This window comes from Amycolatopsis deserti (genome assembly GCF_014653945.1).
GTDB lineage: Bacteria > Actinomycetota > Actinomycetes > Mycobacteriales > Pseudonocardiaceae > Amycolatopsis_E > Amycolatopsis_E deserti.
Genome location: NZ_BNAU01000001.1, coordinates 1,703,304 through 1,728,235 on the forward strand (window position 1 = coordinate 1,703,304; position 24,932 = coordinate 1,728,235).

Annotated in this window: 20 protein-coding genes; 9 read left to right on the forward strand and 11 right to left on the reverse strand. The window is 72.8% G+C overall.

The features are described from left to right. The first annotated feature begins 131 nt into the window (after positions 1-131). Positions 132-1,448, forward strand: a complete 1,317-nt coding sequence (gene lysA, locus IE290_RS08265; protein WP_191243840.1) for a diaminopimelate decarboxylase — start codon at positions 132-134, stop codon at positions 1,446-1,448. A gap of 10 nt (positions 1,449-1,458) precedes the next feature. On the opposite strand, the gene IE290_RS08270 is transcribed toward lysA, so the two are convergent. Continuing rightward, the gene (locus tag IE290_RS08270) at positions 1,459-2,340 is read right to left on the reverse strand and encodes a LysR family transcriptional regulator (RefSeq protein WP_191243841.1); all 882 of its coding nucleotides are present in this window, start codon (positions 2,338-2,340) and stop codon (positions 1,459-1,461) included. Between the two features lie 87 nt (positions 2,341-2,427). Here IE290_RS08270 and IE290_RS08275 point away from each other — a divergent pair, with 87 nt between their 5' ends. From IE290_RS08275 to IE290_RS08295, 5 genes are all read left to right on the forward strand, one after another. Beyond that, on the forward strand, positions 2,428-4,215 hold the full coding sequence (locus tag IE290_RS08275) for a gamma-glutamyltransferase family protein (protein WP_191243842.1): 1,788 nt from the start codon (positions 2,428-2,430) through the stop codon (positions 4,213-4,215). A gap of 179 nt (positions 4,216-4,394) precedes the next feature. Further along, positions 4,395-6,035 (forward strand): ABC transporter substrate-binding protein, encoded by a 1,641-nt coding sequence (locus tag IE290_RS08280; RefSeq protein ID WP_191243843.1) that lies wholly within the window; start codon positions 4,395-4,397, stop codon positions 6,033-6,035. 5 nt (positions 6,036-6,040) lie between these two features. After that, on the forward strand, positions 6,041-6,997 hold the full coding sequence (locus IE290_RS08285; protein ID WP_191243844.1) for an ABC transporter permease: 957 nt from the start codon (positions 6,041-6,043) through the stop codon (positions 6,995-6,997). Beyond that, entirely contained in the window at positions 6,994-7,866 is an 873-nt protein-coding gene (locus IE290_RS08290; protein ID WP_191243845.1) for an ABC transporter permease, read from the forward strand. Before IE290_RS08285 ends, IE290_RS08290 begins: the two co-directional genes overlap by 4 nt. Next, positions 7,863-9,446, forward strand: coding sequence for an ABC transporter ATP-binding protein (locus IE290_RS08295; RefSeq protein WP_191243846.1), 1,584 nt, complete (start codon positions 7,863-7,865; stop codon positions 9,444-9,446). The genes IE290_RS08290 and IE290_RS08295 overlap by 4 nt, the downstream gene beginning before the upstream one ends. A gap of 25 nt (positions 9,447-9,471) precedes the next feature. Here IE290_RS08295 and IE290_RS08300 read toward each other — a convergent pair whose 3' ends face one another. The 5 genes from IE290_RS08300 to IE290_RS08320 all read right to left on the reverse strand — a co-directional run bounded on the left by IE290_RS08300 (position 9,472) and on the right by IE290_RS08320 (position 14,486). Beyond that, entirely contained in the window at positions 9,472-9,813 is a 342-nt protein-coding gene (locus tag IE290_RS08300; RefSeq protein WP_191243847.1) for a pyridoxamine 5'-phosphate oxidase family protein, read from the reverse strand. 22 nt (positions 9,814-9,835) lie between these two features. Then, positions 9,836-11,011, reverse strand: a complete 1,176-nt coding sequence (locus IE290_RS08305; RefSeq protein WP_191243848.1) for an ROK family transcriptional regulator — start codon at positions 11,009-11,011, stop codon at positions 9,836-9,838. A 45-nt stretch (positions 11,012-11,056) separates the two neighbouring features. Next, a complete protein-coding gene (locus tag IE290_RS08310; RefSeq protein WP_191243849.1) occupies positions 11,057-12,487 on the reverse strand; it encodes a sugar ABC transporter permease in 1,431 nt (476 codons plus the stop codon). 14 nt (positions 12,488-12,501) lie between these two features. Further along, complete coding sequence (locus IE290_RS08315) at positions 12,502-13,275, reverse strand: ATP-binding cassette domain-containing protein (protein WP_191243850.1); 774 nt, start codon at positions 13,273-13,275, stop codon at positions 12,502-12,504. Between the two features lie 92 nt (positions 13,276-13,367). After that, positions 13,368-14,486 carry a sugar ABC transporter substrate-binding protein gene (locus IE290_RS08320; RefSeq protein ID WP_191243851.1) on the reverse strand — a complete coding sequence of 373 codons (1,119 nt, stop codon included), beginning with the start codon at positions 14,484-14,486 and terminating at the stop codon, positions 13,368-13,370. A gap of 239 nt (positions 14,487-14,725) precedes the next feature. On the opposite strand from IE290_RS08320, the gene IE290_RS08325 reads away from it, so the two are divergent. Then, a complete protein-coding gene (locus IE290_RS08325; protein ID WP_191243852.1) occupies positions 14,726-15,091 on the forward strand; it encodes a cupin domain-containing protein in 366 nt (121 codons plus the stop codon). On the opposite strand, the gene IE290_RS08330 is transcribed toward IE290_RS08325, so the two are convergent. The 5 genes from IE290_RS08330 to cmk all read right to left on the reverse strand — a co-directional run bounded on the left by IE290_RS08330 (position 15,088) and on the right by cmk (position 23,112). After that, positions 15,088-16,338, reverse strand: a complete 1,251-nt coding sequence (locus IE290_RS08330) for a M1 family metallopeptidase (RefSeq protein ID WP_191243853.1) — start codon at positions 16,336-16,338, stop codon at positions 15,088-15,090. The two genes, IE290_RS08325 and IE290_RS08330, sit on opposite strands and share 4 nt — an antisense overlap. Then, positions 16,326-20,174 carry a Pls/PosA family non-ribosomal peptide synthetase gene (locus tag IE290_RS08335; protein ID WP_191243854.1) on the reverse strand — a complete coding sequence of 1,283 codons (3,849 nt, stop codon included), beginning with the start codon at positions 20,172-20,174 and terminating at the stop codon, positions 16,326-16,328. The genes IE290_RS08330 and IE290_RS08335 overlap by 13 nt, the downstream gene beginning before the upstream one ends. Before the next feature lie 141 nt (positions 20,175-20,315). Next, on the reverse strand, positions 20,316-21,740 hold the full coding sequence (gene der / locus IE290_RS08340) for a ribosome biogenesis GTPase Der (RefSeq protein ID WP_191243855.1): 1,425 nt from the start codon (positions 21,738-21,740) through the stop codon (positions 20,316-20,318). Continuing rightward, the gene (locus IE290_RS08345; protein WP_191243856.1) at positions 21,737-22,414 is read right to left on the reverse strand and encodes a lysophospholipid acyltransferase family protein; all 678 of its coding nucleotides are present in this window, start codon (positions 22,412-22,414) and stop codon (positions 21,737-21,739) included. Before IE290_RS08345 ends, der begins: the two co-directional genes overlap by 4 nt. After that, positions 22,411-23,112: a (d)CMP kinase gene (cmk, locus tag IE290_RS08350; protein ID WP_094008683.1), complete on the reverse strand. Its 702-nt coding sequence runs from the start codon at positions 23,110-23,112 to the stop codon at positions 22,411-22,413. The genes IE290_RS08345 and cmk overlap by 4 nt, the downstream gene beginning before the upstream one ends. A gap of 115 nt (positions 23,113-23,227) precedes the next feature. On the opposite strand from cmk, the gene IE290_RS08355 reads away from it, so the two are divergent. After that, complete coding sequence (locus IE290_RS08355) at positions 23,228-23,710, forward strand: cation:proton antiporter regulatory subunit (RefSeq protein WP_026153076.1); 483 nt, start codon at positions 23,228-23,230, stop codon at positions 23,708-23,710. 4 nt (positions 23,711-23,714) lie between these two features. Continuing rightward, positions 23,715-24,911, forward strand: a complete 1,197-nt coding sequence (locus IE290_RS08360; protein WP_191243857.1) for a cation:proton antiporter — start codon at positions 23,715-23,717, stop codon at positions 24,909-24,911. Positions 24,912-24,932 lie beyond the last annotated feature (21 nt).

The window sequence follows — 24,932 nt, forward strand, 5'->3', positions numbered from 1 at the left end:
GAACGGGCTCACGCCGGTGTCAACGCCGGGTCAAGACCACGCCCGGACGAGTCATGACCGCGTCAGCCCCGGTGCCGCACCCGTCGCCAGGGCGATCTCCTTCGGGTGCACGGAAACCGAAGGAGGACGTGATGACACTCGCCGAGGTGCTGCCCAGCGTGGGCCTCGCCGGAGAACCGCCGCTGGACGAGGGCCTGTGGCCGCGCACGACCCGCCTCGCCGGGGGCGGCGACCTCACCTGCGGGGGCGTGAGCCTGTCCCGGCTCGCCGCGCGGTTCGGCACGCCGGTGCAGGTGCTCGACGAAACCGAGATCCGGCACCGCGCCCACCTGCTGCGCGCCGCCTTCCCCGGCGCCGAGATCGCGTTCGCCACCAAGGCGTTACCCGTGCGTGGGGTGCTCCGGCTGCTGGACTTCAGCGCGGATGTCTGCTCGGCCGGCGAGATCGCGATGGCGCGCTCGGCGGGCGTGCCGGGCGAGCGGATCCTGGTGCACGGCAACGTGAAGACCCCGGAGGACCTCAAGGCCGCGTTCACCGCGCGCGCCGGCCGGATCGTGGCCGACTCCGCCGACGAGATCGACCAGCTCGCCGCGCTCGCCCCCGCCGGGCAGCGGGTCCTGGTGCGGGTCACGCCCGGCGTCGACGCGCACACCCACCGCGCGCTCGCCACCGCCGTCGAGGGCCAGAAGTTCGGGTTCTCCCTCGCCTCGGGCGCCGCGCTGGACGCCGTGGGACGGGTCCTCGCCCAGCCGGGCTTGCGCGCCGCCGGGCTGCACTGCCACCTCGGCTCGCAGGTGCGCGACACCGCCGCCTACGCCGAAGCCGTGCGGCGCATGGTGCACCTGCTCGCCCAGGTCCGCGACCGGCACGGCGTGACGCTGGACCAGCTCGACCTCGGCGGCGGGTTCGCCGTGCCCTACCGCCCCGGCGAGGCGGTGTTCGACCTGACCGGCGCCGCCCGCCGGATCCCGAGCACGCTGCGCCTGGAGTGCGACCACCACCGGCTGCCGGTCCCGCGGCTGGTGCTGGAACCCGGCCGCTGGCTCGTCGCGACGGCAGGGATCACGCTGTACCGGGTGGCCGCGGTCAAGAGCGGGTTCGTCGCGGTGGACGGCGGCATGAGCGACAACCCGCGCCCCGCGCTGTACGGCGCGCGCTACACCGCCCGGCTCATCGGACGGCACACCAAGGCACCCCGCCGCCCGGTGACGATCGCCGGCCGGCACTGCGAGGCCGGGGACGTCCTGGCCGAGGACGTACCGCTGCCCGCCGACATCCGCCCCGGCGACCTGCTGGCGGTGCCGGTGAGCGGCGCCTACCACCATGCGTTGGCGTCGAACTACAACCTGGTCGGCCGCCCACCCCTGGTGGCGCTCGCCGAGGGCATCGCGCGGGTCCTGGTGCGCCGCGAAACCGAGGAAGACCTGCTGCGCCGCGATCTCGGCTAGAGAACCGGGGCTAGTCCCGCGCCTCCAACGTGGTGTCGATGAACGCGCGCGTCGCCGCGGTGACCGGGCCGCCGCGGTGCACCAGCCACTGCGGCAGCCGCTCCGGCGGGTCGAACCGGTAGACGTCCGCGCCCGCCCGGACGGCCAGCTCCGACCAGCCGTCCGGCATCAGCCCCGCCCCGATGCCCTTGAGCACCATCGGCAGCACCACACCCCGGTCCCCGGTCTCGGCCGCGATCGTCATGTCCCCCACGGTCGCGGCCAGCCGGTCGAACAGCGCCCGCACCGCCGTGGCCGGCTTGGTCACCACGAACCGCATGCCGCGCAGCATCTCCGGCGCCACCGCGCGCCCCGGCACGTCGAGCGCGCCGGGCGGCACGACCAGCAGGAACTCCTCGTCCCGCAGGTGGTGCGTCACCAGCCCCTGCCCGGACGGCCGCTCCGCGCTGCCGCACACCCCGACCTCGCACCGGCCCTGCAACACCATCGCCACCACCTCGGCCGCCGACATCGCCGACGTGGTGCTGACCGTGACGCCGGGATGCCGCCGCGCCAGCTCGGCGATCACGCTGGTGACCGGTTCCAGCCCGGACGACGAGGTCGCCGCCACGTCCACCCGCCCGGCCGCGCCGTCCCCGATCGCGCCCGCCGCCGCCCGCAACGCGTCCAGGTCCCGCAGCACCAGCCGGGCCCGGCCGGCCAGCGCCTCCCCCGCGGTGCTCAGCACGGCGTGCCGCCCGACCCGGTGGAACAGCGTGACGCCCAGCTCGTGCTCGAGCTTGCCGATCGCGCGGGACAGCGAGGGCTGCGCGACGTGCAGCGCCTTCGCCGCCGCGGTGAACCCGCCGTGCTCGACGATCGCGACGAAGTACTCCAGCTGGCGGCGTTCCACCACGGCTCCCATCGATAGCGAACGGCTATGGGGATGGTGTCACACATGTCTTGGACGTTCACCCGTTCGAGGGTGTGTACTCGATCCGTGTTCACCACCCGTCCCACGCTGCAGGGCACCCACGGCATGGTGTCGTCGACCCACTGGCTCGCCTCCGCCACGGCGATGGCGGTGCTGGAGGACGACGGCAACGCCTTCGACGCGGCCGTGGCCGCCGGGTTCGTGCTGCACGTCGTCGAACCGCACCTCAACGGCCCCGGCGGCGAGGTGCCGATCATCCTCGCGCCCGCCGGCCAGGCGCCGCGCGTGCTGTGCGGGCAGGGCCCGGCCCCGGCCGGGGCGACGGTCGCGCACTACACCTCGCTCGGGCTGGACCTGGTGCCCGGCACCGGCCCGCTGGCCGCCGCCGTGCCCGGCGCGTTCGACGCCTGGATGCTGCTGTTGCGCGACCACGGCACCAAGACGCTGGCCGAGGTGCTGAAGTACGCCATCGGCTACGCCGAGAACGGGCACCCGGCGGTCGAGCGGATCGGCTCGACCATCGCCAGCGTGCGGGAGCTGTTCGAGACCGAGTGGACCAGCTCCGCGGAGGTCTACCTGCGTGACGGCCGCCCGCCCAGGCCCGGCGAGATGCTGCGCAACCCGGCGCTGGCCGCGACTTGGCGCCGCGTGATCGCCGAGGCCGAGGCGGCCGGCGCGGGCCGGGAGACCCAGATCGACGCCGCCCGCCGCATCTGGCGCGAGGGCTTCATCGCCGAGGCGATCGACGAGGCCGCCGCCCGCCCCACGTTGGACACCTCCGGCGAGCGGCACGCCGGCACCTTGACCGCCGGCGACCTGGCCGCGTTCGAAGCCGGCTACGAGGACCCGGTCACCTACGACTGGCAGGGCTGGACGGTCGCCAAGTGCGGTCTGTGGAGCCAGGGGCCGACGTTCCTGCAGCAGCTCGCTCTGCTGCCGGACGGCCTCGAATACGGCACGCCGGACTACCTGCACACCCTCGTCGAGGGCACCAAGCTCGCCATGGCCGACCGCGAGGCGTGGTACGGCGACAGCACCGACGTCTCGCTGGACACCCTGCTTTCCGCGTCCTACAACGATTCCCGTCGCGCCCTCATCGGCGAGCAGGCGTCGACGGAGCTGCGGCCCGGCTCGCCCGACGGGCGTCAGCCGCGGCTGAGCAAGCAGGCCGAGCTGTCCGTCAGCGGCGCGGTCCCGCCACCGCCCGCCGCCGGGGCCGGTGAGCCGACCGTCGCCAAGGACGGCGCTACGCGCGGCGACACCTGCCACCTCGACGTGGCCGACCGGTGGGGCAACCTGATCGCCGCCACCCCGAGCGGCGGCTGGCTGCAGTCCAACCCGGTCATCCCGTCCCTCGGTTTCCCGCTGGGCACGCGGCTGCAGATGGCCTGGCTCGACGAGGGCCTGCCCAACTCGCTGGTACCCGGCCGCCGGCCGCGCACCACGCTGTCGCCGTCGATGGCGCTGCGCGACGGGGTGCCGGTGATGGCTTTCGGCACGCCCGGCGGGGACCAGCAGGACCAGTGGAGCGTGCATTTCTTCCTCGCCGTCGCACTGCGCGCCAATGTACGTGGAAGCCTCGACCTGCAGGGCGCGATCGACGCCCCGAACTGGCACACCGACAGTTTCCCGAGTTCGTTCTACCCGCGCGCGATGAAACCGGGCAGCGTCACCGTCGAATCGCGCATCGGCGATTCCGCGATAGCCGAACTGCGCCGCCGCGGGCACGACGTCGAAATCGCCGATCCGTGGTCGGAAGGACGGCTCTGCGCGGTCGCCCGCGACCCGGAAACCGGTGTGCTGTCGGCGGGTGCGAACCCGCGCGGCATGCAGGGCTACGCCGCCGGACGGTAGTTCCCCGGCGCCGGTAAGAGGAAAAGCAGCGGTTCGCACCCATCCCCGCGAACCGCTGCTTTTTCCTGCTTTCCGACCGCCGGGAATTCGTAACGGCAATTTACCCACCGGAAACAGCTGACAACGGTGATCGAACTACCGTAGGCTGCGCACACATTCGAACGCGCTGGAGTTTGCCCATGCCCCACGAGAAATCCCGGTGGCGCGTTTTCGCGTCACTCGCGGCGGTCACCGTGGCGCTCACCGCGTGCGTGCCGGTTCAGCACGTGGCGAGCACCGCCGAGCACACCGACGACTACGGCACGCCGGTCGGCGCCCAGGCCGTCCGGTCCGGGGGCGAGCTCGTGATGGGCCTGTCGTCCGAGCCGGACCGGCTCGACCCGACCACGTCCAGCTCGCTCTACACGCGGTACGTGATGAGCACGATCTGCGAGAAGCTCTACGACCTGGACTCCTCCGGACAGGTCGTGCCGCAGCTGGCCACCGCGCTGCCGGCCCTGTCCCCGGACGGCCTGACGGTCACGATCGGAGTGCGCACCGGCGTCACCTTCGCCGACGGCACCCCGTTCGACGCCGCCGCCGTCCGCACCAGCCTGCAGCGCCACCTGACGCTCAAGGGTTCGCAGCGGGCCAGCGAGATGGGTCCGGTGCAAAGCATCGAGGCGCCCGACGCCACGCACGTCGTGCTCACCTACAAGCGCCCGTTCGCGCCGATCACCGCCGCGCTGGCCGACCGCGCCGGGATGATCCTGTCGCCGGCCGCGCTGGCGGCCGAGGGCGCGAACTTCGGTGACCACCCGGTGTGCGTGGGGCCGTTCAAGTTCGTCCGGCGCGTGCCGCAGACCTCGATCGAGGTCGAGCGCGACCCGCTGTACTACGACGCCGCGCGGGTCCGCCTCGACCGCATCCTGTACCGGATCATGCCGGACGCCAACATCCGCGCCGCGAACCTGCGCTCCGGCGACATCCAGGTGGCCGACACGATCTCGCCGCAGGACGTCGACGCGCTGGCGAAGGACCCGGACCTCAAGGTGCTGCAATCGCCGTCGCTGGGCTACCAGGGCATCACCATCAACACCGGCAACGTCGACGGCGCCGGCACCCCGGCCAAGCCGATCGGCACGCCGATCGCGCGCGACCGCCGGGTGCGCGAGGCGTTCGCGGCGAGCATCGACCGGCAGACCCTGGTCGACACCGTCTTCAACAACTGGTTCGACGTGGCCTGCTCCCCCATCGCGCCGCAGTCGCCGTACGCGACACCGGACAGCAACGCCTGTCCCGCCTTCGACCCGGCGCGGTCGCGGCGGCTGCTGGCCGAGGCCGGCGTGCCGGTGCCCTACACCGTCACGCTGCAGGTGTCCAACAGCCAGGACCAGCTGCGCTACGCCCAGGCGCTGCAGGCCAGCGTCGCCGAGGGCGGGTTCGACCTGAAGATCGTCCCGGTGGAGTACTCGACGCTGCTGGACGTGCAGAAGCGCGGCACGTTCGAGGTGGTGCAGCTGGGCTGGTCCGGCCGCATCGACCCGGACGCCAACACCGCGCGGTTCCTGTCGTCGGGCTCGGCGGGCAACTACGGCGGGTTCGTCTCGCCGGAACTGGACGATCTGCTCGCCAGGGCCGCCCGCACCACCGACACGGCCGCCCGCGCGCAGCTGTACGGCCAGGCCACGCGGGTGATCCAGCGGGAGAACCCGATCGTCTACACCTACCGGCTGCGCAACCTCACCGTCCACTCGGCCCGGGTGGCCGGGGTCGAGGTGTACTCCGACGGCGTCGTCCGGCTCGGCAAGGCCGCCTTCCGCGCGGGCCAGGAGGGCTGACAACCATGCTGCGTTACCTGTTCCACCGGCTCTGGCAGTCCGCGGTCACGCTGGTGCTCGCCTCGATCGTGGTGTTCGCCGGGGTGCGCGCGCTGCCCGGCGATCCGGCGCTGGCGATGGCGGGCGAGGAGGCCGACGCCGAGACGCTGGCCGCCGTGCGCGCCCAGCTCGGGCTCGACCAGCCGCTGCCGGTGCAGTACCTCAAGTTCCTGGGCAACGCGGTGACCGGCGACTTCGGCCGCTCGACCCGCACCGGCACGCCGGTGACCGAGATGATCGGCACGACCCTGCCGGTCACCGTCCAGCTCGCGGTGTACGCGATGCTGATCGCGGTGCTGGCCGGCCTGCTGCTCGGCGTGCTCGCCGCGGTGTTCCGCGGGCGCTGGCCGGAGTGGGCCGCCAACGGGTTCTCGCTGTTCGCCCTGTCGGTGCCGACGTTCTGGCTCGGCATCCTCGCGGTGGTCTACCTGTCCGTCCAACTGGGATGGTTCCCGGCGTCGGGATACGTGTCCCCACTGAAGGATCCGCTGCGCGGCGTGTACTACCTGACGCTGCCCGCGGTGATCCTCGGCCTGTCGCACGCCGCGGTGGTGCAGCGCCAGACCCGGGCGTCGATGACCGGCACGCTGACCGCCGACTTCGTGCGCACCGCACGGGCGAAGGGGCTGGGCCGCGGCGCGGTGATCTTCCGCTACGGGCTGCGCAACAGCCTCATCGTGGTCACCACGATCGTCGGCCTGCAGCTCGGCGGGCTGATCGCCGGGGCGGTGGTCACCGAGCGGATCTTCAGCCTGCCCGGCATCGGCAAGCTCACGCTCGACTCGGTGTTCAGCCGGGACTACCCGGTGATCCAGGCCGTGGTGCTGGTGATCACCTTCGCCTACATCGTCATCAACCTGCTGGTCGACGTCCTCTACACGGTCATCGACCCGCGGGTCCGGGTCTCCGGGAGGTCGCGTTGACCGCCATCACCGAAACACCGGTCACCGCCGGGCGGGTCCGCGGCCGGGTGTGGCGCACCCTGCTGCGCAACCCGATGGGCGTCACCGGCGGCGTGCTGCTGCTGATCGTGCTCGTCGCCGGGATCTTCGCGCCGTGGCTGGCGCCCTACGCACCGTCCGAAGTGCACTTCACGACGCCGTTCCAGCAGCCGGCCACCGTCGGGTTCGCCCTGGGCACCGACGACCTCGGACGCGACGTGCTCTCCCGCGTGCTGTACGGGACGCGGACCTCGCTCGAGGTCGGGCTGCTGTCGGTGCTGCTCGCGATCGTCGTCGGCGTCCCGCTGGGGCTGCTGGCCGGGTACTGGCGGTGGCTGGACGCGATCGTGTCCCGGCTGACCGACCTGATGCTGGCGTTCCCGTTCCTGCTGCTGGCGGTCGGGTTGGCCGCGATCAACGGCGGCGGCCTGACCAACGCGGCGATCGCGCTGGGCATCGCCAACATCCCCACGATGATCCGCGTGGTCCGCGCGGAGACGCTGCGGCTGAAGGACAGCGACTTCGTGCTCGCCGCGCACACCATGCACGCCGGGCCGCTGCGCGTGCTCGGGCAGCACATCCTGCCCAACGCGATGTCGGCGATCATCGTGCAGGCCACGGTGATCATGCCGGCCGCGGTGCTCGGCGAGGCGATCCTGTCGTTCCTCGGGCTGGGCATCCAGCCGCCCGAGCCGAGCCTGGGCATCATGCTCTCCGACGCGCAGCAGTACCTGTTCCGCACCGTGTGGCCGGGCGTGTTCCCCGGTATCGCGCTGGCCCTGATCTGCCTGGGGTTCAACCTGTTCGGCGACGCGCTGCGCGACGCACTCGACCCGAGGAGCTCCCGATGACCGAACCGTTGCTGCGGGTCGAGGACCTGCGCGTGTCCTTCGGTGACACCGAGGTCGTGCACGGCGCGGACCTGACGATCATGCCCGGCGAGCGGGTCGCCGTGGTGGGCGAGTCCGGGTCCGGCAAGTCGACGACGGCGCACGCGGTGCTGGGCCTGCTGCCCGGGTCCGGCCGGGTGACCGGCGGGCGGATCGTGGTGCGCGGCGAGGACGTCACGCACGCCGGCGAGAAACGGATGCGGCGGCTGCGCGGCCGGGAAATCGGCCTGGTGCCGCAGGATCCGATGACGAACCTGAACCCGGTCGCGCGCGTGGGCAGGCAGGTCGCGGAGACGCTGGTGACGCACGGGCTGGCGAACCGGCGTGAGGCGATGGCGCGGGCGGTGGAGATCCTCGGCGAGGCCGGACTGCCCGATCCGGCGCGGCGCGCGCGGCAGTACCCGCACGAGTTCTCCGGCGGCATGCGGCAGCGGGTGCTGATCGCGATCGGCCTGGCGTGCCGGCCGGACCTGCTGATCGCCGACGAGCCGACGTCGGCGCTGGACGTCACGGTGCAGCGGCAGATCCTGGACCACCTGGACGGGCTGACGCGCGAGCTGGGCACGGCGATGCTGCTGGTCACGCACGACCTGGGGCTGGCCGCGGACCGGGCGGACCGGGTGGTGGTGATGTCGCGGGGCCGGGTCGTGGAGTCCGGCCCCGCGCGGCGGGTGCTGACGGCGCCCGAGCACGAGTACACGCGGCGGCTGATCGCGGCCGCGCCGTCGCTGAAGGAACCGCTCCCGGTGGCGGCGGCCGCCGCGCCGGTGCTCGAGGTGTCCGGCGTGTCGAAGGAGTACCGGATCCGCGGCGGCGGGGGCGTGTTCAAGGCGGTGGACGACGTGTCGTTCACGGTCGAGCGGGGCCGCACGACGGCGATCGTCGGCGAGTCGGGTTCCGGCAAGACGACGACGGCGCGGATGGTGCTCGGGCTGGTCCCGGTGACCGCGGGCACGATCCGGCTGGACGGGGAGGACGTGCTGGGGCTGCGCGGGGCGCGGCTGAAGGCGGCGCGCCGGGCGATGCAGCCGGTGTTCCAGGACCCGTACGCCTCGCTCGACCCGCTGATGCCGGTGGAGCGGCTGATCAGCGAGCCGTTGCGGATCTTCCGGATCGGCGATCGCGACAGCCGCGCCGCGCGGGTGCGGGAGCTGCTGGACCAGGTGGCCCTGCCGTCGTCGGTGGCGCACCGCTACCCGAACGAGCTGTCCGGCGGCCAGCGGCAACGGGTGGCGATCGCGCGGGCACTGGCGCTGGACCCGAGGCTGGTGGTGTGCGACGAGGCGGTGTCCGCGCTGGACGTGCTGGTGCAGGACCAGATCCTCACCCTGCTGCGCCGGTTGCAGGACGAGCTGGGGCTCAGTTACCTGTTCATCTCGCACGACCTGGCCGTGGTGAAGGCCATCGCGCACGAGGTGGTGGTGATGCGCGCCGGACGGGCGGTGGAGCAGGGCCCGGTGGCGAAGGTGCTCTCCGCCCCGGAGGAGGCCTACACGCAGGCCCTGCTGGAAGCGATCCCGGGAGCGGGCGTGTTCGCCTGACCCCTGCGGCGGCGGGGGCGCCGTTTCAGACCTGGTAGCTCAGGTCGGCCGCGGTGAGCCGGGCCGGGCGCAGGCGCAGCCAGACCGTGCCGCGCTCGGCCGGGTCGTCGCGGAGGTAGTCGCGGAACCGGCGGTCCCAGCGGGTCTCGTCCGGACCGAGGTAACGGCTTGGTTTGCGCCACCCCCGGTCCGCGTCGAAGGGCAGCACTTCCGCCTCCCCACGCGCGAGGACCTGCCGAACCAATCCGGTCGTCGTGTCGCAGGTGTCCACTGTGATGGCGACGGCGGGATCGTCCCGAATGTGGTCGAGCAGCTTCGCCCACGGCCCGGTGAGGATCCAGAAGGCGCGGTCCTCCACCGGTGTCACTCCATCTCCGCGCTACCGCGTCTCACCCGTCCGCGAGCACCGTCTCGAAGGCCAGCTCCGCGGCGCCCAGCAGCTTCGCGTCCGTGCCCAGCGCCGACGTCGCCACGCGGGTGCCGGCCAGGGCGCGGCTCACCAGGCTCCGCTCGCGCACCGTCCGCTCCACGTGCTCGACCAGCACCGGCGGCAGCGCCGTGAACACGTCGCCCAGCACGACCAGCTGCGGGCACAGCAGGTTGACCACGTTGCCGAGCCCCAGCGCGAGCCAGTCGGTGAACTCGGCCAGCTTGTCCAGCGCCGCACCGTTCGCCGAGAGCAGCCGCAGCTCGTGCACGATCGCGCCGACCGGGCTGTCCTCGTCCAGCCCCAGCGCCCGCGCCAGCGCCCGCTCCCCCACCTCGGTCTCCCAGCAGCCGTTCGAGCCGCAGTAACACTGCCGCCCCTGCGGCCGCACGACCATGTGCCCGACCTCGCCCACGTGGTGCCCGCCGGCGCCACGCATCGACACGCCGTTGGAGATCACGCCACCACCGACGCCGACCTCCGCGCTGATGTAGACCAGGTCGTCGAACCCGCGCGCCACGCCCCGCAGGTGCTCGGCCAGCGCGCCCAACTCGGCGTCGTTGCCCATGTGCACCGGCAGCTGCAGCGCCCGCGACAGCCACGCCCCGAGCGGGATGTCCGTCCAGTGCAGGTTCGGCGCCTCGTGCACGAACCCGTCGGCGTGCCGCACCACCCCGGGCACCGACACCCCGGCCGCGACCGGCTGGACGCCCAGCTCGTCGATCAGCGGACCGGCCGTGTCGACGATCTTGGTGAACACCTCGCGCGGGTCGTTGGTGGTGGAGCGGATGTTCCACCCGCCCCGCCCGAGGATCTCCCCGCCGATGCCGACCAGCGCCATCCCGGCCCGCTCGACCCGGATGTCGATCGCCAGCACCACCGCGGCCTGCGGCTGCGGCAGCACCAACAGGGACGGGCGGCCGGCCCCGCTGCGCTGGGCCGGCACCCGTTCCTCGACGAGCCCGTCCTCGGCCAGCCCGTCCACCAGCGCCTTGATCGTGCTGCGGTTGAGCCCGAGGTCGGTGGCGAGACTGGCCCGTGTGGACGGACCATGGACGTGCAGCCGGCGCAACAGGGCGGCCCTGTTGTGCCGGCGCACGTCGTCCGGGCGCGTGCCCGCGGTCGGTGTGGTCGTCACCTGCGCTTCCCTGCTGGCCGGCTGTCGGCGGTCCTCACCCGTGCCTCAGCGCGCCACCGCGGCACGCTTGCGGGACAGCGCGTCGACGGCTGCCGCCACCAGTAGGACCAGGCAGGTGATGATGTTAACCGTTGCCGCCTGGAATCCGAGCAGGCCGAGGCCGTTCTGGACGGTCGCCAGCACGAGACCACCGATCACCGCGTCGCGCAGCCGCCCCCGGCCGCCGAACAGTGACGTGCCACCGATCACCGCCGCGCCGACGGCGAACAGCAGAGTGTTGCCGCCACCGGAGTTGCCGTCCACGGCACCGACCTTGGAGCTGTAGACGATCCCACCGATCGCGGCCACCGCCGAACAGATCAGGAACACGCTCATCCGGATCTTGTCGACCTTGATGCCGGCGCGCCGCGCGGCCTCCTTGTTGCCGCCGACCGCGTAGATGTGCCGCCCGTAGCGGGTGCGATCCAGCACGAACGTGCCGGCCACCAGCAGCACCAGCACGATCGGCACGACGTAGGGCACGCCGGCGATCGTGGTCAGGTTCGGGTTGGGCGAGCGGTTGGTGTTGAGCAGGTAGGTCGCGACCGCGCCGATCACCAGCACCGCGGCGGCCTTGACCACCACGATCGTCGTCGGCTGCGCCACCAGCCCGCGCCGCAACCGTCCGAAGTGGCGGGTCAGGACCACCGCGGCGTACCCGCCGGCGGCGACGACGAACATGATCCAGCCGCCCAGGATGGACAGGTTGCCGTTGGCCACCTGGTAGAGCACGTCGCTCTGCCGGATGGAGATCGTGCCGCCCTCGCCGACCAGCTGCAGCAGCAGGCCGTACCAGCCGATGAACAGCGCCAGGGTCACCACGAACGACGGGATGCCGATCTTCGCGACGATGGTGCCGGTCAGCGCGCCGATCACGACGCCGACGCAGATCGCCAGCACGATCTCGATCCACGGGTTGGCCGCGAACCCGGCGAGCATGAACACCGGCACGACGAGCGCGAGCACCGCGCCGATCCAGACGCGCATCCACACGCACAGCGCGGCCGCCACGATCGACCCGACGATGAACCCGTAGAACACCGTGCTGCCGAAGTTGCCGAGCAGGTTGCCGTTCTGCGTGAAGTGCAGCGCCATCACCGACGCGGCGAGTCCGGACGCGGTGCCCGCGGACAGGTCGATCTCGCCGAGCAGCAGCACCGGCACGATGCCCATCGCGATGATGGTCTGCCCGGCGCCCTGCGCGAACAGGTTCGCGATGTTGTTCAGCGACAGGAAGGTGTCGGACAGCCCGGTGAACACCAGCACCAGCACGAGCAGGCCGAGCAGTGCCGGCAGGGCGCCCAGTTCGCCGCCGCGCAGCCGCCCGAAGTAGTCACCGATCGCCTCGCGGGTGGACCGCGAGGTGGTGTCGATGCCGAAGTCCGAGATCGCCGCCGGGGGCTGGCCCGAGCCGGCCTTGGTGGGGGTTTCAGTCATGGCCACTTCTTTCCTCACACGGCCGCGGTCTCGGGGCGGGCCAGGCCGAGGTCGCCGGACCGGCCCGCGGTGATCAGTTCGACGACCTGGCTGTTCGTGACGTCCTTGGTGGCGACGTCGGCGGCGAGCCGGCCGAGGTAGAGGGTGGCGATCCGGTCGGCCACCTCGAACACGTCGTTCATGTTGTGGCTGATCAGCACCACGCCCAGGCCCTGCTCGGCCAAGCGCCGGACCAGGTCGAGCACCTGCCGGGTCTGCGCGACGCCGAGCGCGGCGGTCGGCTCGTCGAGCAGCACGACCTTGCTGTTCCACAGCACGGCCTTGGCGATCGCGACGGTCTGCCGCTGCCCGCCGGACAACGACGACACCGGGGTGCGGACGGATTTCACCGTGCGCACCGACAGCGACGCCAGTGTCTTGCGCGCGGCCAGCTCCATCGACGCCTCGTCGAGCAGGCCGCGCTGGTTGCGCTCGCGGCCGAGGAACATGTTCTGGACGATGTCGAGGTTGTCGCACAGCGCGAGGTCCTGGTAGACGACCTCGATGCCGAGCGCGGCGGCGTCGCGCGGGTTGTGGATGTGGACCGGCTCGCCTTCGAAGACGATCTCGCCGCTGTCGATCGGGTGGATGCCGGCGATGCACTTGACGAGCGTGGACTTCCCGGCGCCGTTGTCGCCGACCAGCGCGGTGACCTCCCCCGCGCGCACCTGGAAGTCCACGTCGTGCAGGACGTGCACCGGCCCGAAGCTCTTGTTGACGCCTCGCAGCGCGAGGACGGGCTCGTTCATGGAAGAACCTCCGCTATCAGTGGCGTGACGCGCGTGGAGGGGACGCGCGGCCCGGGTCACCGGTCCGCGCGTCCCCAGCTCGATGCGCGCCGTCAGGAGATGCCCAGCTGCTGGCAGACCGCGGCGGTGTCGCCACCGCAGATCTCGCTCGCCTTGACGTAGCCCTGGTCGACCACCATCTTCACGTTCTCCTTGGTGATCGAGAACGGCTGCAGCAGCACCGACTTGACCGTGCGGTTGGCGGTCGGGTCGGTGGAGGTCTGCTTGGCGATGGCGTCGGCGCCGGCGGTGTCGCCCTTGACCAGCGCGGCGGCCAGCTGCGCGGTGGCGTCGGCCTCCTGCTGGATCGGCTTGAACACCGTCGAGTACTGCTGGCCCTGCAGGATGGACTTCAGGCCCGCGGCGCTGGCGTCCTGGCCGGTGACCGGGACAGAGCCGGCGAGGCCGTTCTTCTGCAGCACGGTGATCACGGCGCCGGCCATGCCGTCGTTGGCGGCCAGGACACCGTCGACCTTGCCGCCGTTGGCGGACAGGAACTGTTCGAACGTCGCGCCACCGACCGCGTTGTCCCACTTGTCGATGCGCTGGCTGGCGACCTTCTTCAGCGCGCCCGAGCTGTAGAGCGGGCCGAGGATCTCCTGCTGGCCGTTGTAGAACAGGGTCGCGTTGTTGTCCGTCGGCGAGCCCTCGATCTCGATGACCTGGGCGCCGGCCTTGGTCTTCAGCGCGTCCGCGAGCGCCTGGCCCTGCAGACGGCCGACCTGGACGTTGTCGAAGCTGACGTAGTAGTCGGCGCTGCCACCGAGGTTGAGGCGGTCGTAGTTGATGACCGGAACGCCCTGCTGCTTGGCCTTCTGCTCGACGGTGGCGCCGACGTCACCGCTGGGCGCGGCGATGATCAGGACCTTGACGCCCTGGCTGAGCATGCTGTCGGCCTGCTGCGCGAACCGCTGGTTGTCGCCCTGCGCGTTCTCGATGATCGGGCTGAGCCCGGCCTTCGTCAGCGCGGACTGGAGCATCGGCTGGTCGAAGCCGGCCCAGCGGGCCGAGGTCGCGGTCTCGGGCAGTATCACGCCGACCTTCGGGCCACCGTTGTCGGACCCGCCGCTCCCACCGCTTTGGTTGTTGGCGCTGTTCGCACCGCACGCGGTCAGCGCCAGGACGAGCCCGGTGCCCGCGGCGGCCAGCGCGAGGGTCTTTCTCCGCTTCATTGCGTCCCCTTGGCAGGAATGTTGTGGCTCACAACATTTGAATGTTGTGGCCGACAACATACGTCGTAACCGGGCGTGAGGGAAGTCCGCTCCGACACGTTCCGGTAACAAAAGGGCCGCGATCCTCAAGTCCCGGACCGACGGGCAGGTCTTCCGGCCCTACCGGGCAAAACCGGGTGGGCGCACGCTGACGGCAGGGAATCCGCGGGCACCTCCGAAGCGGCGACGAGGAGGCCGTCATGTCCGATTTGCGCAGGCTGAGCCTGGACGAACCCGAAGAGGTCCGGCCGTTCGAGGACGGCTCCGGGCAGATGGAGCTGGTGAACCTGGCGGGCGGCGCGGTCGGCCGCGGCACGTTCCACCCCGGCTGGCAGTGGTCGAAGCACATCAAGCCGATCGCGGGCACGGACAGCTGCCAGGCGAACCACATGGGCTACGTGCTGTCCGGCCGGATGACGGTCCGCATGGACGACGGCGACCAGGCCGACTTCGGTCCCGGGGACGTCCTGATCTGCCCACCCGGCCACGACGCCTGGGTGGTCGGCGAGGAGCCCTGCGTGGTGATCGACTGGGGCGGCTACGCCGACTACGCCAAGCGGAGCTAGCCCAGCCAGGCGGCGAAATCGTCGCAGAGTGGCACACCCGCCACGCGCTCGGCGTGCGCGATGAACTCCTCCGTCGTCACGGTGCCGTGCGCGTGCTCGGCCACCCACGACCGCAGCAGGCCGAAGAACACCTCATCCCCCACGCGGGCGCGCAGCTCGTGCAGGACCAGCGCCCCGCGCTTGTACACCTGCTCGTCGAACAGGTGCGCCACCCCGGGGTCGCCGATCGCGACGTCGGTGCCCACGCGGGACCGCCAGTCGCGTGCCAGGGCCTCCGCGGACGCGCCCCCGGCGGCTTCCGACCACAGCCACTCCGCGTAGGTCGCGAAGCCCTCGTTGAGCCAGATGTGCCGCCAATCCGCGACGGTGAGGCTGTTGCCGAACCACTGGTGCGCCAGCTCGTGCACCACCAGCCGCTCGAACGTGCGGCGCCCGTCCACGTGGTTGGCGCCGAAGATCGCCATCCCCTGCGCCTCGATCGGGTCGTCCAGGTCGTCGTCGGTGACCACCACGACGTACTCGCCGAACGGGTACGGCCCGAACCACTCGCTCAGCGCCCGCATCATCTCCGGCTGGCGGCCGAAGTCGTGCGCGGCCGCCGCCCGCAGCCGTCGCGGCACCCCGAGTCGTTGCGCAGCACCGAGTTCCAGCTCGTCGTACCGTCCGATCTGGACACTCATCAGGTACGGCGCGGTCGGCTCGCGCCGCTCGAACACCCAGGTCGTCGCGCTGCCCCCGGCCCGCCGGGCGACCAGGTCCCCGGTCACCAGCACCGTGTAGGCCGACGCGGTGGTCAGCGACACCCGGTAGGACGCCTTGTCGCCGGGCCGGTCGTTGCACGGGAACCAGGACGGCGCCCCGGTCGGCTGGCTCGCCACGAGCGCGCCGTCGGTCAGCTCGTCCCACCCGATCTCGCCCCACCGGCTCGCGACCGGACGCGGGTTGCCGGCGTAGCGCACCTCGATCGTGAACTCCCCGCGCACCGGCCGGGCCGGCCGGACGACGAGCTTGCCGCCGCGGTGGGTGAACTTCGCGGTCCGCCCGTCGACGCGCACGCCCTTGACCGCGAACCCGGCCAGGTCGAGCGGGATCCGGTCCAGCTCCTCAGCAGCGACCGCGGACAGGGCCGCCCGCGCGCTCAGCCGGTTCGGCCCGATCTTGTAGTCCAGCTCCAGGTCGTAGTGCGTGACCCGGTAGCCGGTGCTGCCGTGGCCGAGCGTGTAGTCGGCGCGGCTCACGCCCGCCACGCCGCGATCGGGTTGCCCAGCCAGCGGCTGTCGGCCGGGACGGCGTCGCCGCGGGTCACCAGCGAACCCGGGCCCACGGTGGTGCGCGCGCCGATGCTCGCGCCGGGCAGCACGATCCCGTGCGGGCCGACGGTCGCGCCCTCGGCCACGGTCACCTCGCTCATGCGCATGATCCGATCATGGAACAGGTGGGTCTGCACGACGCAGCCGCGGTTCACGGTCGCGCCGTCGCCGAGGCGCACCAGATCGGTCTCCGGCAGCCAGTACGTCTCCAGCCACACCCCGCGGCCGATCTTCGCGCCCATCGTGCGCAGCCAGCACGGCAGCAGCGGCGTGCCCGCGCTCCAGCCCACCAGCCACGGCACCACGAGTGTCTCGACGAACGTGTCGGCCAGCTCGGTGCGCCACACGAACGAACTCCACAGCGGGTGGTCCACCGCCCGGAACCGCCCGGTCAGCGCCCACTTCACCGCCGTGGTCACCGCACCGGCCACCAGCCCGGCGACGACCAGCACGACCGGCGCGGCGAGCGCGGCCACGATCAATCCCGCCGCGGACCACACGGCCGTCAGCGCGGCGAGCACCAGCACCGCGAGCGCGACCGCGCACATCACCGGCACGATCCGGCACAGCTCGACCGCGGCCCGCGCGGCCTTCAGGCGCAGCGGCGGCGCGAACGTGCGGCTCTCGTCAGCCGTCTCCACCGCGCGCCGCAGCGGCATCGGCGGCATCCCCAGGTACGACGAGCCCTTCTTCGCCTTGCGCGGCGCCGACGACAGCACCCCGACCAGCCCGCGCTTGGGCACCGCCCGCCCGGCCGCGGCCATGCCCGAGTTGCCGAGGAACGCCTGCTTGCCGATGCGCGTGGGCGCGACGTGCAGCCAGCCGTGCCCGAGTTCGTAGGTGGCGACCATGGTGTCGTCGGCGAGGAACGCGCCGTCGTCGACCTGCGTCATCCGCGGCACCGCGAGCACCGTGGAGACCTCGGCGCCGCGCCCGACCTTCGCGCCCAGCAGCCGCAGCCACACCGGCGTGAACAGGCTCGCGTACAGCGGGAACAGCACCTGGCGGGCCAGGTCCATCAGCCGCTCGGTGGCCCACACCTGCCAGGCGATCCGGCCGTGCACCGGGTGGTAGCCCTCGTGCAGGCCCAGCCCGAGCAGCCGCACGGACACCAGCACCAGCAGCGCGTAGGTGCCGAACGCCGCCAGGGTCGCCACCGGCACCGCGAGCAGCGCGGCACCGAGGCTCGGCGAATCCGCGACCGCGGCACCCAGCACGAGCAGGCCGGGCACGGCGGCGAGCACCGGGAACAGGCCCAGCACGAACGACGCCGCGCCGTAGGTGAAGGCCCAGAACCGCGACCGCGGCGGCCGGCTGGACGGCCACCGCAGCGCGCCCTTGCCGTCACGGCGGGCGGGCGAACCGGCCCAGCGCTGACCGGCCGGCACCGCGCCCAGCACGGTCGACCCGGCCGCGATCTCCGCGCCCTTGCCGATCCGCGCCCCGGGCAGCAGCACGCTGCGCGCGCCGACGCGGGCACCGGCGCCGATGCGGATCTTGCCGAGGTGCACGACGTCACCGTCCACCCAGTGCCCGGACAGGTCCACCTCGGGCTCCACGGCCGCCCCGCGGCCCAGCTTGAGCAGGCCGGTGACCGGCGGCGGGGTGTGCAGGTCGACGTCCTTGCCCACCTTCGCACCCAGCGCGCGGGCGTACAGCGTCATCCAGCTCGCGCCGGAGATCCCGGCCGCACCGGCGGCCTCGGCGAGCCGTTCGGCCGCCCACAGTCGCAAGTGGACCCGCCCGCCGCGCGGGTGGGTGCCCGGGCGGACCCCGCGCAGCAGCAGCCGGGCACCGCCCGCCGCGATGGCGATGCGGCCCGGCGGGCTGAACAGCACCAGCCACGCCAGGGCGAGCGACCACCACGGCACGGCCGGCGCCCACGCGGCACCGGTCATCGAGAGCACAGTGGACAGTGCGGCGAGCGCGGTCAGCCAGCGCAGGCCGGTCAGGGCGAGCACCGGCACGGCCAGCACGGCCTGGACGGCACCGGCCCGGCGCGACACCGGGCGGACGTCGCGCCGCCGCGCGGTTTCCCCGTCCAGACCGTCGAGCAACCCGGCGAGCTGTCCCAGCTTCGGGTGGCGGTAGAGGTCGGCGACCGACACCTGCGGATGCCGGGTGCGGATGCGCGCGACCAGCTGCGCCGCGGTGAGGCTCCCACCGCCGGAGGTGAAGAAGTCCGCGGCCGGATCGGTCACCGGCACACCGAGGATCTCGGCCCAGCCCTCGGCGAGCCACGACTCCGTGGGCGTCAACGCCGCGGCACTGTCCACTGTGGCCAGCGGCCAGGGCAGGGCGGCGCGGTCGACCTTGCCGGAGGTGCGGGTCGGCAGGTCGTCCACCACCGCGAGCAGCGGCACCAGCGCGGCGGGCAGCTTCCCGCGGAGCAGAGCCGACGCCGCGGAGGTGTCGAACTCGCCCTGCGGCACCACGTACCCGACGAGAACCTGGTTGCCGGCCTTGGTGGTGCGGATCGCGGCGGCCGCTCCGGCGACCCCGGGCAGGGCCTGCAGCGCGGCATCCACCTCGCCCAGCTCGATGCGGCGGCCACCGAGCTTGACCTGCTCGTCGGCGCGGCCCAGGAAGACCAGCCCCGCGGGCTCGGCACGCACCAGGTCACCGCTGCGGTAGGCGCGCTCCCAGCCCAGCGCGGGCAGCGGCGCGAACTTCTCGGCGTCCTTCACCGGATCGAGGTAGCGGGCCAGCCCGGCGCCACCGATCACCAGCTCGCCGGACTCCCCCATCGCCACCGGCTCCCCGGCGGGATCGACGACCACGAGGTCCCAGCCGGCCAGCGGCAGCCCGATCCGCACCGGGCCCGCACCGGTCAGCGGCGCGGCGCAGGCGACGACGGTGGCTTCGGTGGGGCCGTAGGTGTTCCACACCTCGCGGCCCTCGACGGCGACCCGCTCGGCCAGCTCCGACGGGCACGCCTCGCCGCCGAAGATCAGCAGCCGCACGTCCTCCAGCGCCTCCGCCGGCCACAGCGCGGCCAGCGTCGGCACGGTGGACACGATCGTGATGCGCTGCGCGACCAGCCACGGCCCCAGGTCCACCCCGGTGCGCACGAGCGCGCGCGGAGCCGGCACCAGGCACGCGCCGTGCCGCCAGGCCAGCCACATCTCCTCGCACGAGGCGTCGAAGGCCACCGACAGCCCGGCCAGCACCCGGTCACCCGCGCCGATCGGCTCCTCGGTGAGGAACAGCCGGGCCTCGGCGTCGACGAAGGCGGCCGCCGAGCCGTGGCTGACCGCGACGCCCTTGGGTTTGCCGGTCGAGCCGGAGGTGAAGATGATCCACGCGTCGTCGTCCGGTGTGGGCGGACCGGTGCGGCGGCCGGGCTCGGCGAGCATGGTCAGCCCGTCGTCCATCAGCACCGCGCACACCCCGGCCTCGCCGAACACCAGCTCGGCGCGCTCGTCCGGGTCGTCGGCGTCGACCGGCACGTACGCCGCGCCCGCGGCGAGCACACCCAGGATCGCGACGTACAAATCCGCCGTGCCGGAGGAGATCCGCACGCCGACGCGGTCACCGCGGCCGACGCCCTCGGCGGCCAGCCGACGGCCCAGCGCCTGCGCCTCCTCCGACAGCCTGCGGTAGCTCAGGACCCGCTCGCCGTCGTCCAGCGCCGCCGCGTTCGGGTGCCGCGCGGCGGTGCCGGCCAGCACGTCGAGCAGCGTGCGCCGGGCCGCGGCGGGTCCACCCGGGAACAGGGCCCGCTCCGGGGCCAGCACCCCGGGCAGCATCGGATCGAGAACGGGCGCGCCCATGGAGTTCACCTTCCGCCACCGGCCGGGCCGGAACTCGCGAAAAGAGTGAGGCGCCCGCGCGGGACGATCACTCTACCCGAGGTGAACACCGGGTGACCGGGCGGTCTCACCGGGGTGTCGCCGCCGTCACACCTCGTTGCGTCACTTGCCCTTCTTGGCAGGCCGCGGCTTCTTTTCCCGCACCCGCACGTTGATCCGCACCGGGCTGCCCTCGAAACCGAAGCGCTCGCGGAACTTCCGCTCGATGAACCGGCGGTACCCGGCCTCCAGGAAGCCGGTGGTGAACAGCACCAGCGTCGGCGGGCGGATACCGGCCTGCGTCGCGAACAACACCTTCGGCTGCTTGCCGCCACGCACCGGCGGCGGGGTGGCCGCGATCAGCTCGGACAGCCACGAGTTCAGCTGCCCGGTGGGCACCCGCTGGTCCCACGACGCGAGCGCGGTGCGCAGCGCCGGCGCGAGCTTGCGCACCGAACGCCCCGTGAGCGCGGAGATGTTGACCCGCTCGGCCCACGTGACGCGCACCAGGCCGCGGTCGAGTTCCTTCTCCAGCTGGTGGCGGCGGTCCTCGTCGACGAGGTCCCACTTGTTCAGCGCGAGCACGCACGCCCGGCCGGACTCCACCACCGAGGTCAGCACCCGCAGGTCCTGTTCGGACAGCGGCTCGCTGGCGTCCAGCAGGACGATGACGACCTCGGACGAGTCGATGGCCGCCTTGGTGCGCAGCGACGCGTAGTACTCGGTGCCGCTCGCGGTGTGCACCCGCTTGCGCAGGCCCGCGGTGTCGACGAACCGCCACACCTGGCCGTCCAGCTCGACGAGCGAGTCGACCGGGTCGACCGTGGTGCCGGCGACGGAGTCCACGACGGACCGCTGCTCGCCGGTGAGCTTGTTGAGCAGGCTGGACTTGCCCACGTTCGGCTTGCCGACCAGCGCGACGCGGCGCGGACCGGCGACGGCCTCGCGCTCGCGCGGCGCCTCCGGCAGCGCCTTGATGATCGCGTCGAGCAGGTCGCCCGAGCTGCGGCCGTGCAGCGCGCTCACCGGGTACGGCTCGCCCAGGCCGAGCGACCACAGCGAGGCCACGTCGGACAGCAGCCGCTCGTCGTCGACCTTGTTGGCCGCCAGCAGCACCGGCCGCTTCGACCGGCGCAGCACCTTCGCCACCGCCTCGTCGGTCGCGGTGGCGCCGACCGAGGCGTCCACCACGACCAGCACCGCGTCCGCGGTGTTCATCGCCAGCTCGGCCTGTGCGGCGACCGCGGCCTGCAGCCCGGTCGCGCTCGGCTCCCAGCCACCGGTGTCGACCACGGTGAACCGGCGCCCGGCCCACTGCGCGTCGTAGGCCACCCGGTCCCGGGTCACACCGGGCGTGTCCTGCACGACCGCCTCGCGGCGGCCCAGGATCCGGTTGACCAGGGTGGACTTGCCCACGTTCGGGCGCCCGACGACGGCCAGCACGGGCTGGCTCAGCTCGGCTTCCTCCTCGGACGCCGCGTCGTCGGCCTGGCTGTCGAGCGCGGTGAACTCCGCCTCGTCCGACCAGGTCCCGTCAAGCTCCGTCATAACTCCGCTTTCTTCCCGCGCACGGGCTCGCCCTGCGCTGCACGCCATTCGTCGAGGGTGGCGACCAGGCCCGCGAGCTCGTCCCGCAGCCGTTCGGTCGCACTGTCCAGCCCGGCCCGGCCGCGGCCGACCTCGAGCGTGAACGGTTCACCCACCAGGATGTCGACCCGGGGCCGGAACCGCCGCCCACTGCCTTCGGGACGCCGCGTCCCGCGCACCGCGATCGGCAGGACCACCGCGCCCGAGGCCCGGACCAGCCACGCCGCGCCGCGTTCGGCGCTGGCCACGTCACCCTCGCCGCGGGTCCCCTCCGGGAACACCGCGACCACTCCGCCGTCTTTGAGCACGTTCGCCGTGGTCAGCAGGGGCGCCCGGTCCGGTTCACCCCGGCGCACCGGCACCTGGCCGATCCGCCGGAGGAACCACCCGACCGCCCCGGTGAACATCTCCTCCTTGACGAGGAACACCGGACGCCGCGGCAACATTCCGAAGATGATCTGCGGTTCGACCATCGAGCTGTGGTTGGCCACCACCAGCACCGGCCCGGTCCGCGGCACGCGCTCCAGCCCGCGGATGCGCAGCCGGTAGGCCGGCTTGAACAGGTGCGTCCCGACGAACCGAGCGGCGTCGTGCAGCCGTGCCGACGCGCCCGGCGGCAGACCGGCAGGGCTCACCGCGTGACCTGCGCGCACTCGCCCAGCAGCCCGCGGCGGCCGGCCAGCTCGGACAGGGCGACCAGCACCTGGTCGATGGACAGCTCGGTGGTGTCCAGGTGCACCGCGTCGTCGGCGGCCTTCAGCGGCGCGACCGCACGGGTCGAGTCGAGCCGGTCCCGCCGGTCGACCGACGCCAGCGCCTCGGCCTGGCTGCTCTGCCGCCCGGCCGCGGTGTCCTGGGCGCTGCGGCGCGCGGCCCGCACCGCCGGGTCCGCGGTCAGGTAGACCTTGAGCGGCGCGTCCGGCGCCACGACCGTGCCGATGTCCCGGCCCTCGACGACGATGCCGCCGACCTCGCCGAGCACCTCGCCGATGATCCGCCGCTGCCGGGCCACCAGCAGCTCACGCACCTCGGGCACCGCCGAAACCGGCGACACGGCGTGGTTGACCTCGGCGCCGCGGATCTCGGCCGCCACGTCCTCACCGGCCAGGTGCACGCTCGGCGCCGACGGGTCGGTGCCCAGGGTGAAGTCGGTGGTCCGGGCCAGCTCGGCGACCGCCGGGCCGTCCGCCGGGTCGACGCCCGCGCGCAGCACGGCCAGCGTGACCACCCGGTACATCGCACCGGTGTCCAGGTACCCGGCCGACAGCCGGCCGGCGAGCTTGCGCGCCACCGTGGTCTTCCCGGTTCCCGAAGGTCCGTCCAGAGCGACCACGCCGCGTAGGGCTCCCGCCACCGATGCTCTCCTCGCCGTCTCGATCGGTCCGTACCTGCGGTTCTCCATTGTGCCTGGTCCACCCGGTGACAGCCGCACCGGTACCGTGGCGGACGTGAACGTGGAAGTAACGCCCTTACCGGGCATCGGCGTGCGGAAGGACTTCGCCACCCGGAACGGCCGCCGCATCGGGGTGGTCACGCACCGGGACGGGCAGATCGAGCTGATCGTGTCCAAGTCCGACGACCCCGACGCGTGCCTGGCGTCCCTGCCCCTGACCGCCGACGAGGCCGGCGCGCTGGCCAACCTGCTCGGCGCCCCGCAACTGGTCGCGCAGCTCACCGAGGAGCACCGCGAGGTCCCCGGCATCAACACCAAGCAGCTGCCCATCAAGGCCAACTCCCCGTTCGACGGCCGCACCCTCGGCGACACGGCGATGCGGACCCGGACCGGCGTGTCCGTGGTCGCCGTCATGCGCGCCGGCCAGGTGCACCCCTCCCCCACCCCGGACTTCACGTTCACCGCCGGTGACGTGCTGGTCGCGGTCGGCACGTCGGAAGGCCTGGAGGGCGCCCTCAAGATCCTGAAGAACGGCTGAGCCCTTGGAGCACACCGCACTGGCCCTGATCGAACTCGGGGCCGTCTTCTTCGTGCTCGGCGCCCTGGGGCGCCTCGCCGGGAAGATCGGCCTCTCCCCCATCCCGCTCTACCTCCTCGGCGGCCTGGCCTTCGGGCAGGGCGGCCTCGTCCCGCTCGGTGACATCGGCGACTTCACGCACCTGGCCAGCGAGATCGGTGTCGTGCTGCTGCTGTTGCTGCTGGGCCTGGAGTACTCGGCGGCCGAGCTGTTCACCGGGCTGAAACGCTCGTGGATGGCCGGCCTGCTGGACATCGTGCTCAACGCCGCACCCGGCGCGGCCGTCGCGCTGCTGCTCGGGTGGGGCCCGATCGGCGCCATCGTGATGGCCGGCGTCACCTACATCTCCTCGTCCGGGATCATCGCGAAGGTGCTGGGCGACCTGGGCCGGCTCGGCAACCGGGAAACCCCGGTGGTGCTGTCGATCCTGGTGTTCGAGGACCTGGCGATGGCGCTGTACCTGCCGATCCTGACCGCGCTGCTGGGCGGCGTGAGCTTCCTCGGCGGACTGGAGGCCGTCGGCATCTCACTGCTGGTGATCACCGTGGTGCTGGTGATCGCGCTGAAGTACGGCCGGTACGTGTCGGCGATCGTGGACTCCGACGACCGCGAGGTGTTCCTGCTCAAGGTGCTCGGCGCGGCGCTGCTGGTGGCCGGGCTCGCCTCGGCGATGCAGGTGTCCGCCGCGGTCGGCGCGTTCCTGCTCGGCATCGCGATCTCCGGCTCCACGGCCCACAACGCCACGCGGCTGCTGGAGCCGCTGCGGGACCTGTTCGCCGCGGTGTTCTTCGTGGTGTTCGGGCTCAACACGAACCCGGCGTCGATCCCGCCGGTGCTCGGCTGGGCGGTGCTGCTGGCCGTGGTGACCACCCTGACGAAGGTGGCGACCGGCTGGTGGGCCGCGCGGCGTCAGGGTGTCGGCAAGCTGGGCCGCGCCCGTGCCGGTGCGGCGCTGGTGGCGCGCGGTGAGTTCTCGATCGTCATCGCCGGGCTGGCCGTGTCGGCCGGCGCGGTGGTCGACGAACTGGCCGCACTGGCGACCGCGTACGTGCTGCTGATGGCGATCCTCGGCCCGATCGCGGCCCGGGTGGTGGAGCCGCTGGCGAAGGGCCTGCAGCGGCGGCGCGGGCACGGCCACGAGCCCGCCACCACCGCGAGCTGACCGCTCCGGCGACAGCGTGGT

Bases quoted from the DNA above. Each gene is read 5' to 3' on its own strand.
- IE290_RS08325 (WP_191243852.1), top strand. From the start codon at position 14,726: ATGTCCGATTTGCGCAGGCTGAGCCTGGACGAACCCGAAGAGGTCCGG.
- IE290_RS08320 (WP_191243851.1), bottom strand. From the start codon at position 14,486: ATGAAGCGGAGAAAGACCCTCGCGCTGGCCGCCGCGGGCACCGGGCTC.
- IE290_RS08315 (WP_191243850.1), bottom strand. From the start codon at position 13,275: ATGAACGAGCCCGTCCTCGCGCTGCGAGGCGTCAACAAGAGCTTCGGG.
- IE290_RS08335 (WP_191243854.1), bottom strand. From the start codon at position 20,174: ATGGGCGCGCCCGTTCTCGATCCGATGCTGCCCGGGGTGCTGGCCCCG.
- IE290_RS08280 (WP_191243843.1), top strand. From the start codon at position 4,395: ATGCCCCACGAGAAATCCCGGTGGCGCGTTTTCGCGTCACTCGCGGCG.
- IE290_RS08285 (WP_191243844.1), top strand. From the start codon at position 6,041: ATGCTGCGTTACCTGTTCCACCGGCTCTGGCAGTCCGCGGTCACGCTG.
- der (WP_191243855.1), bottom strand. From the start codon at position 21,740: ATGACGGAGCTTGACGGGACCTGGTCGGACGAGGCGGAGTTCACCGCG.
- IE290_RS08310 (WP_191243849.1), bottom strand. From the start codon at position 12,487: ATGACTGAAACCCCCACCAAGGCCGGCTCGGGCCAGCCCCCGGCGGCG.
- lysA (WP_191243840.1), top strand. From the start codon at position 132: ATGACACTCGCCGAGGTGCTGCCCAGCGTGGGCCTCGCCGGAGAACCG.
- IE290_RS08295 (WP_191243846.1), top strand. From the start codon at position 7,863: ATGACCGAACCGTTGCTGCGGGTCGAGGACCTGCGCGTGTCCTTCGGT.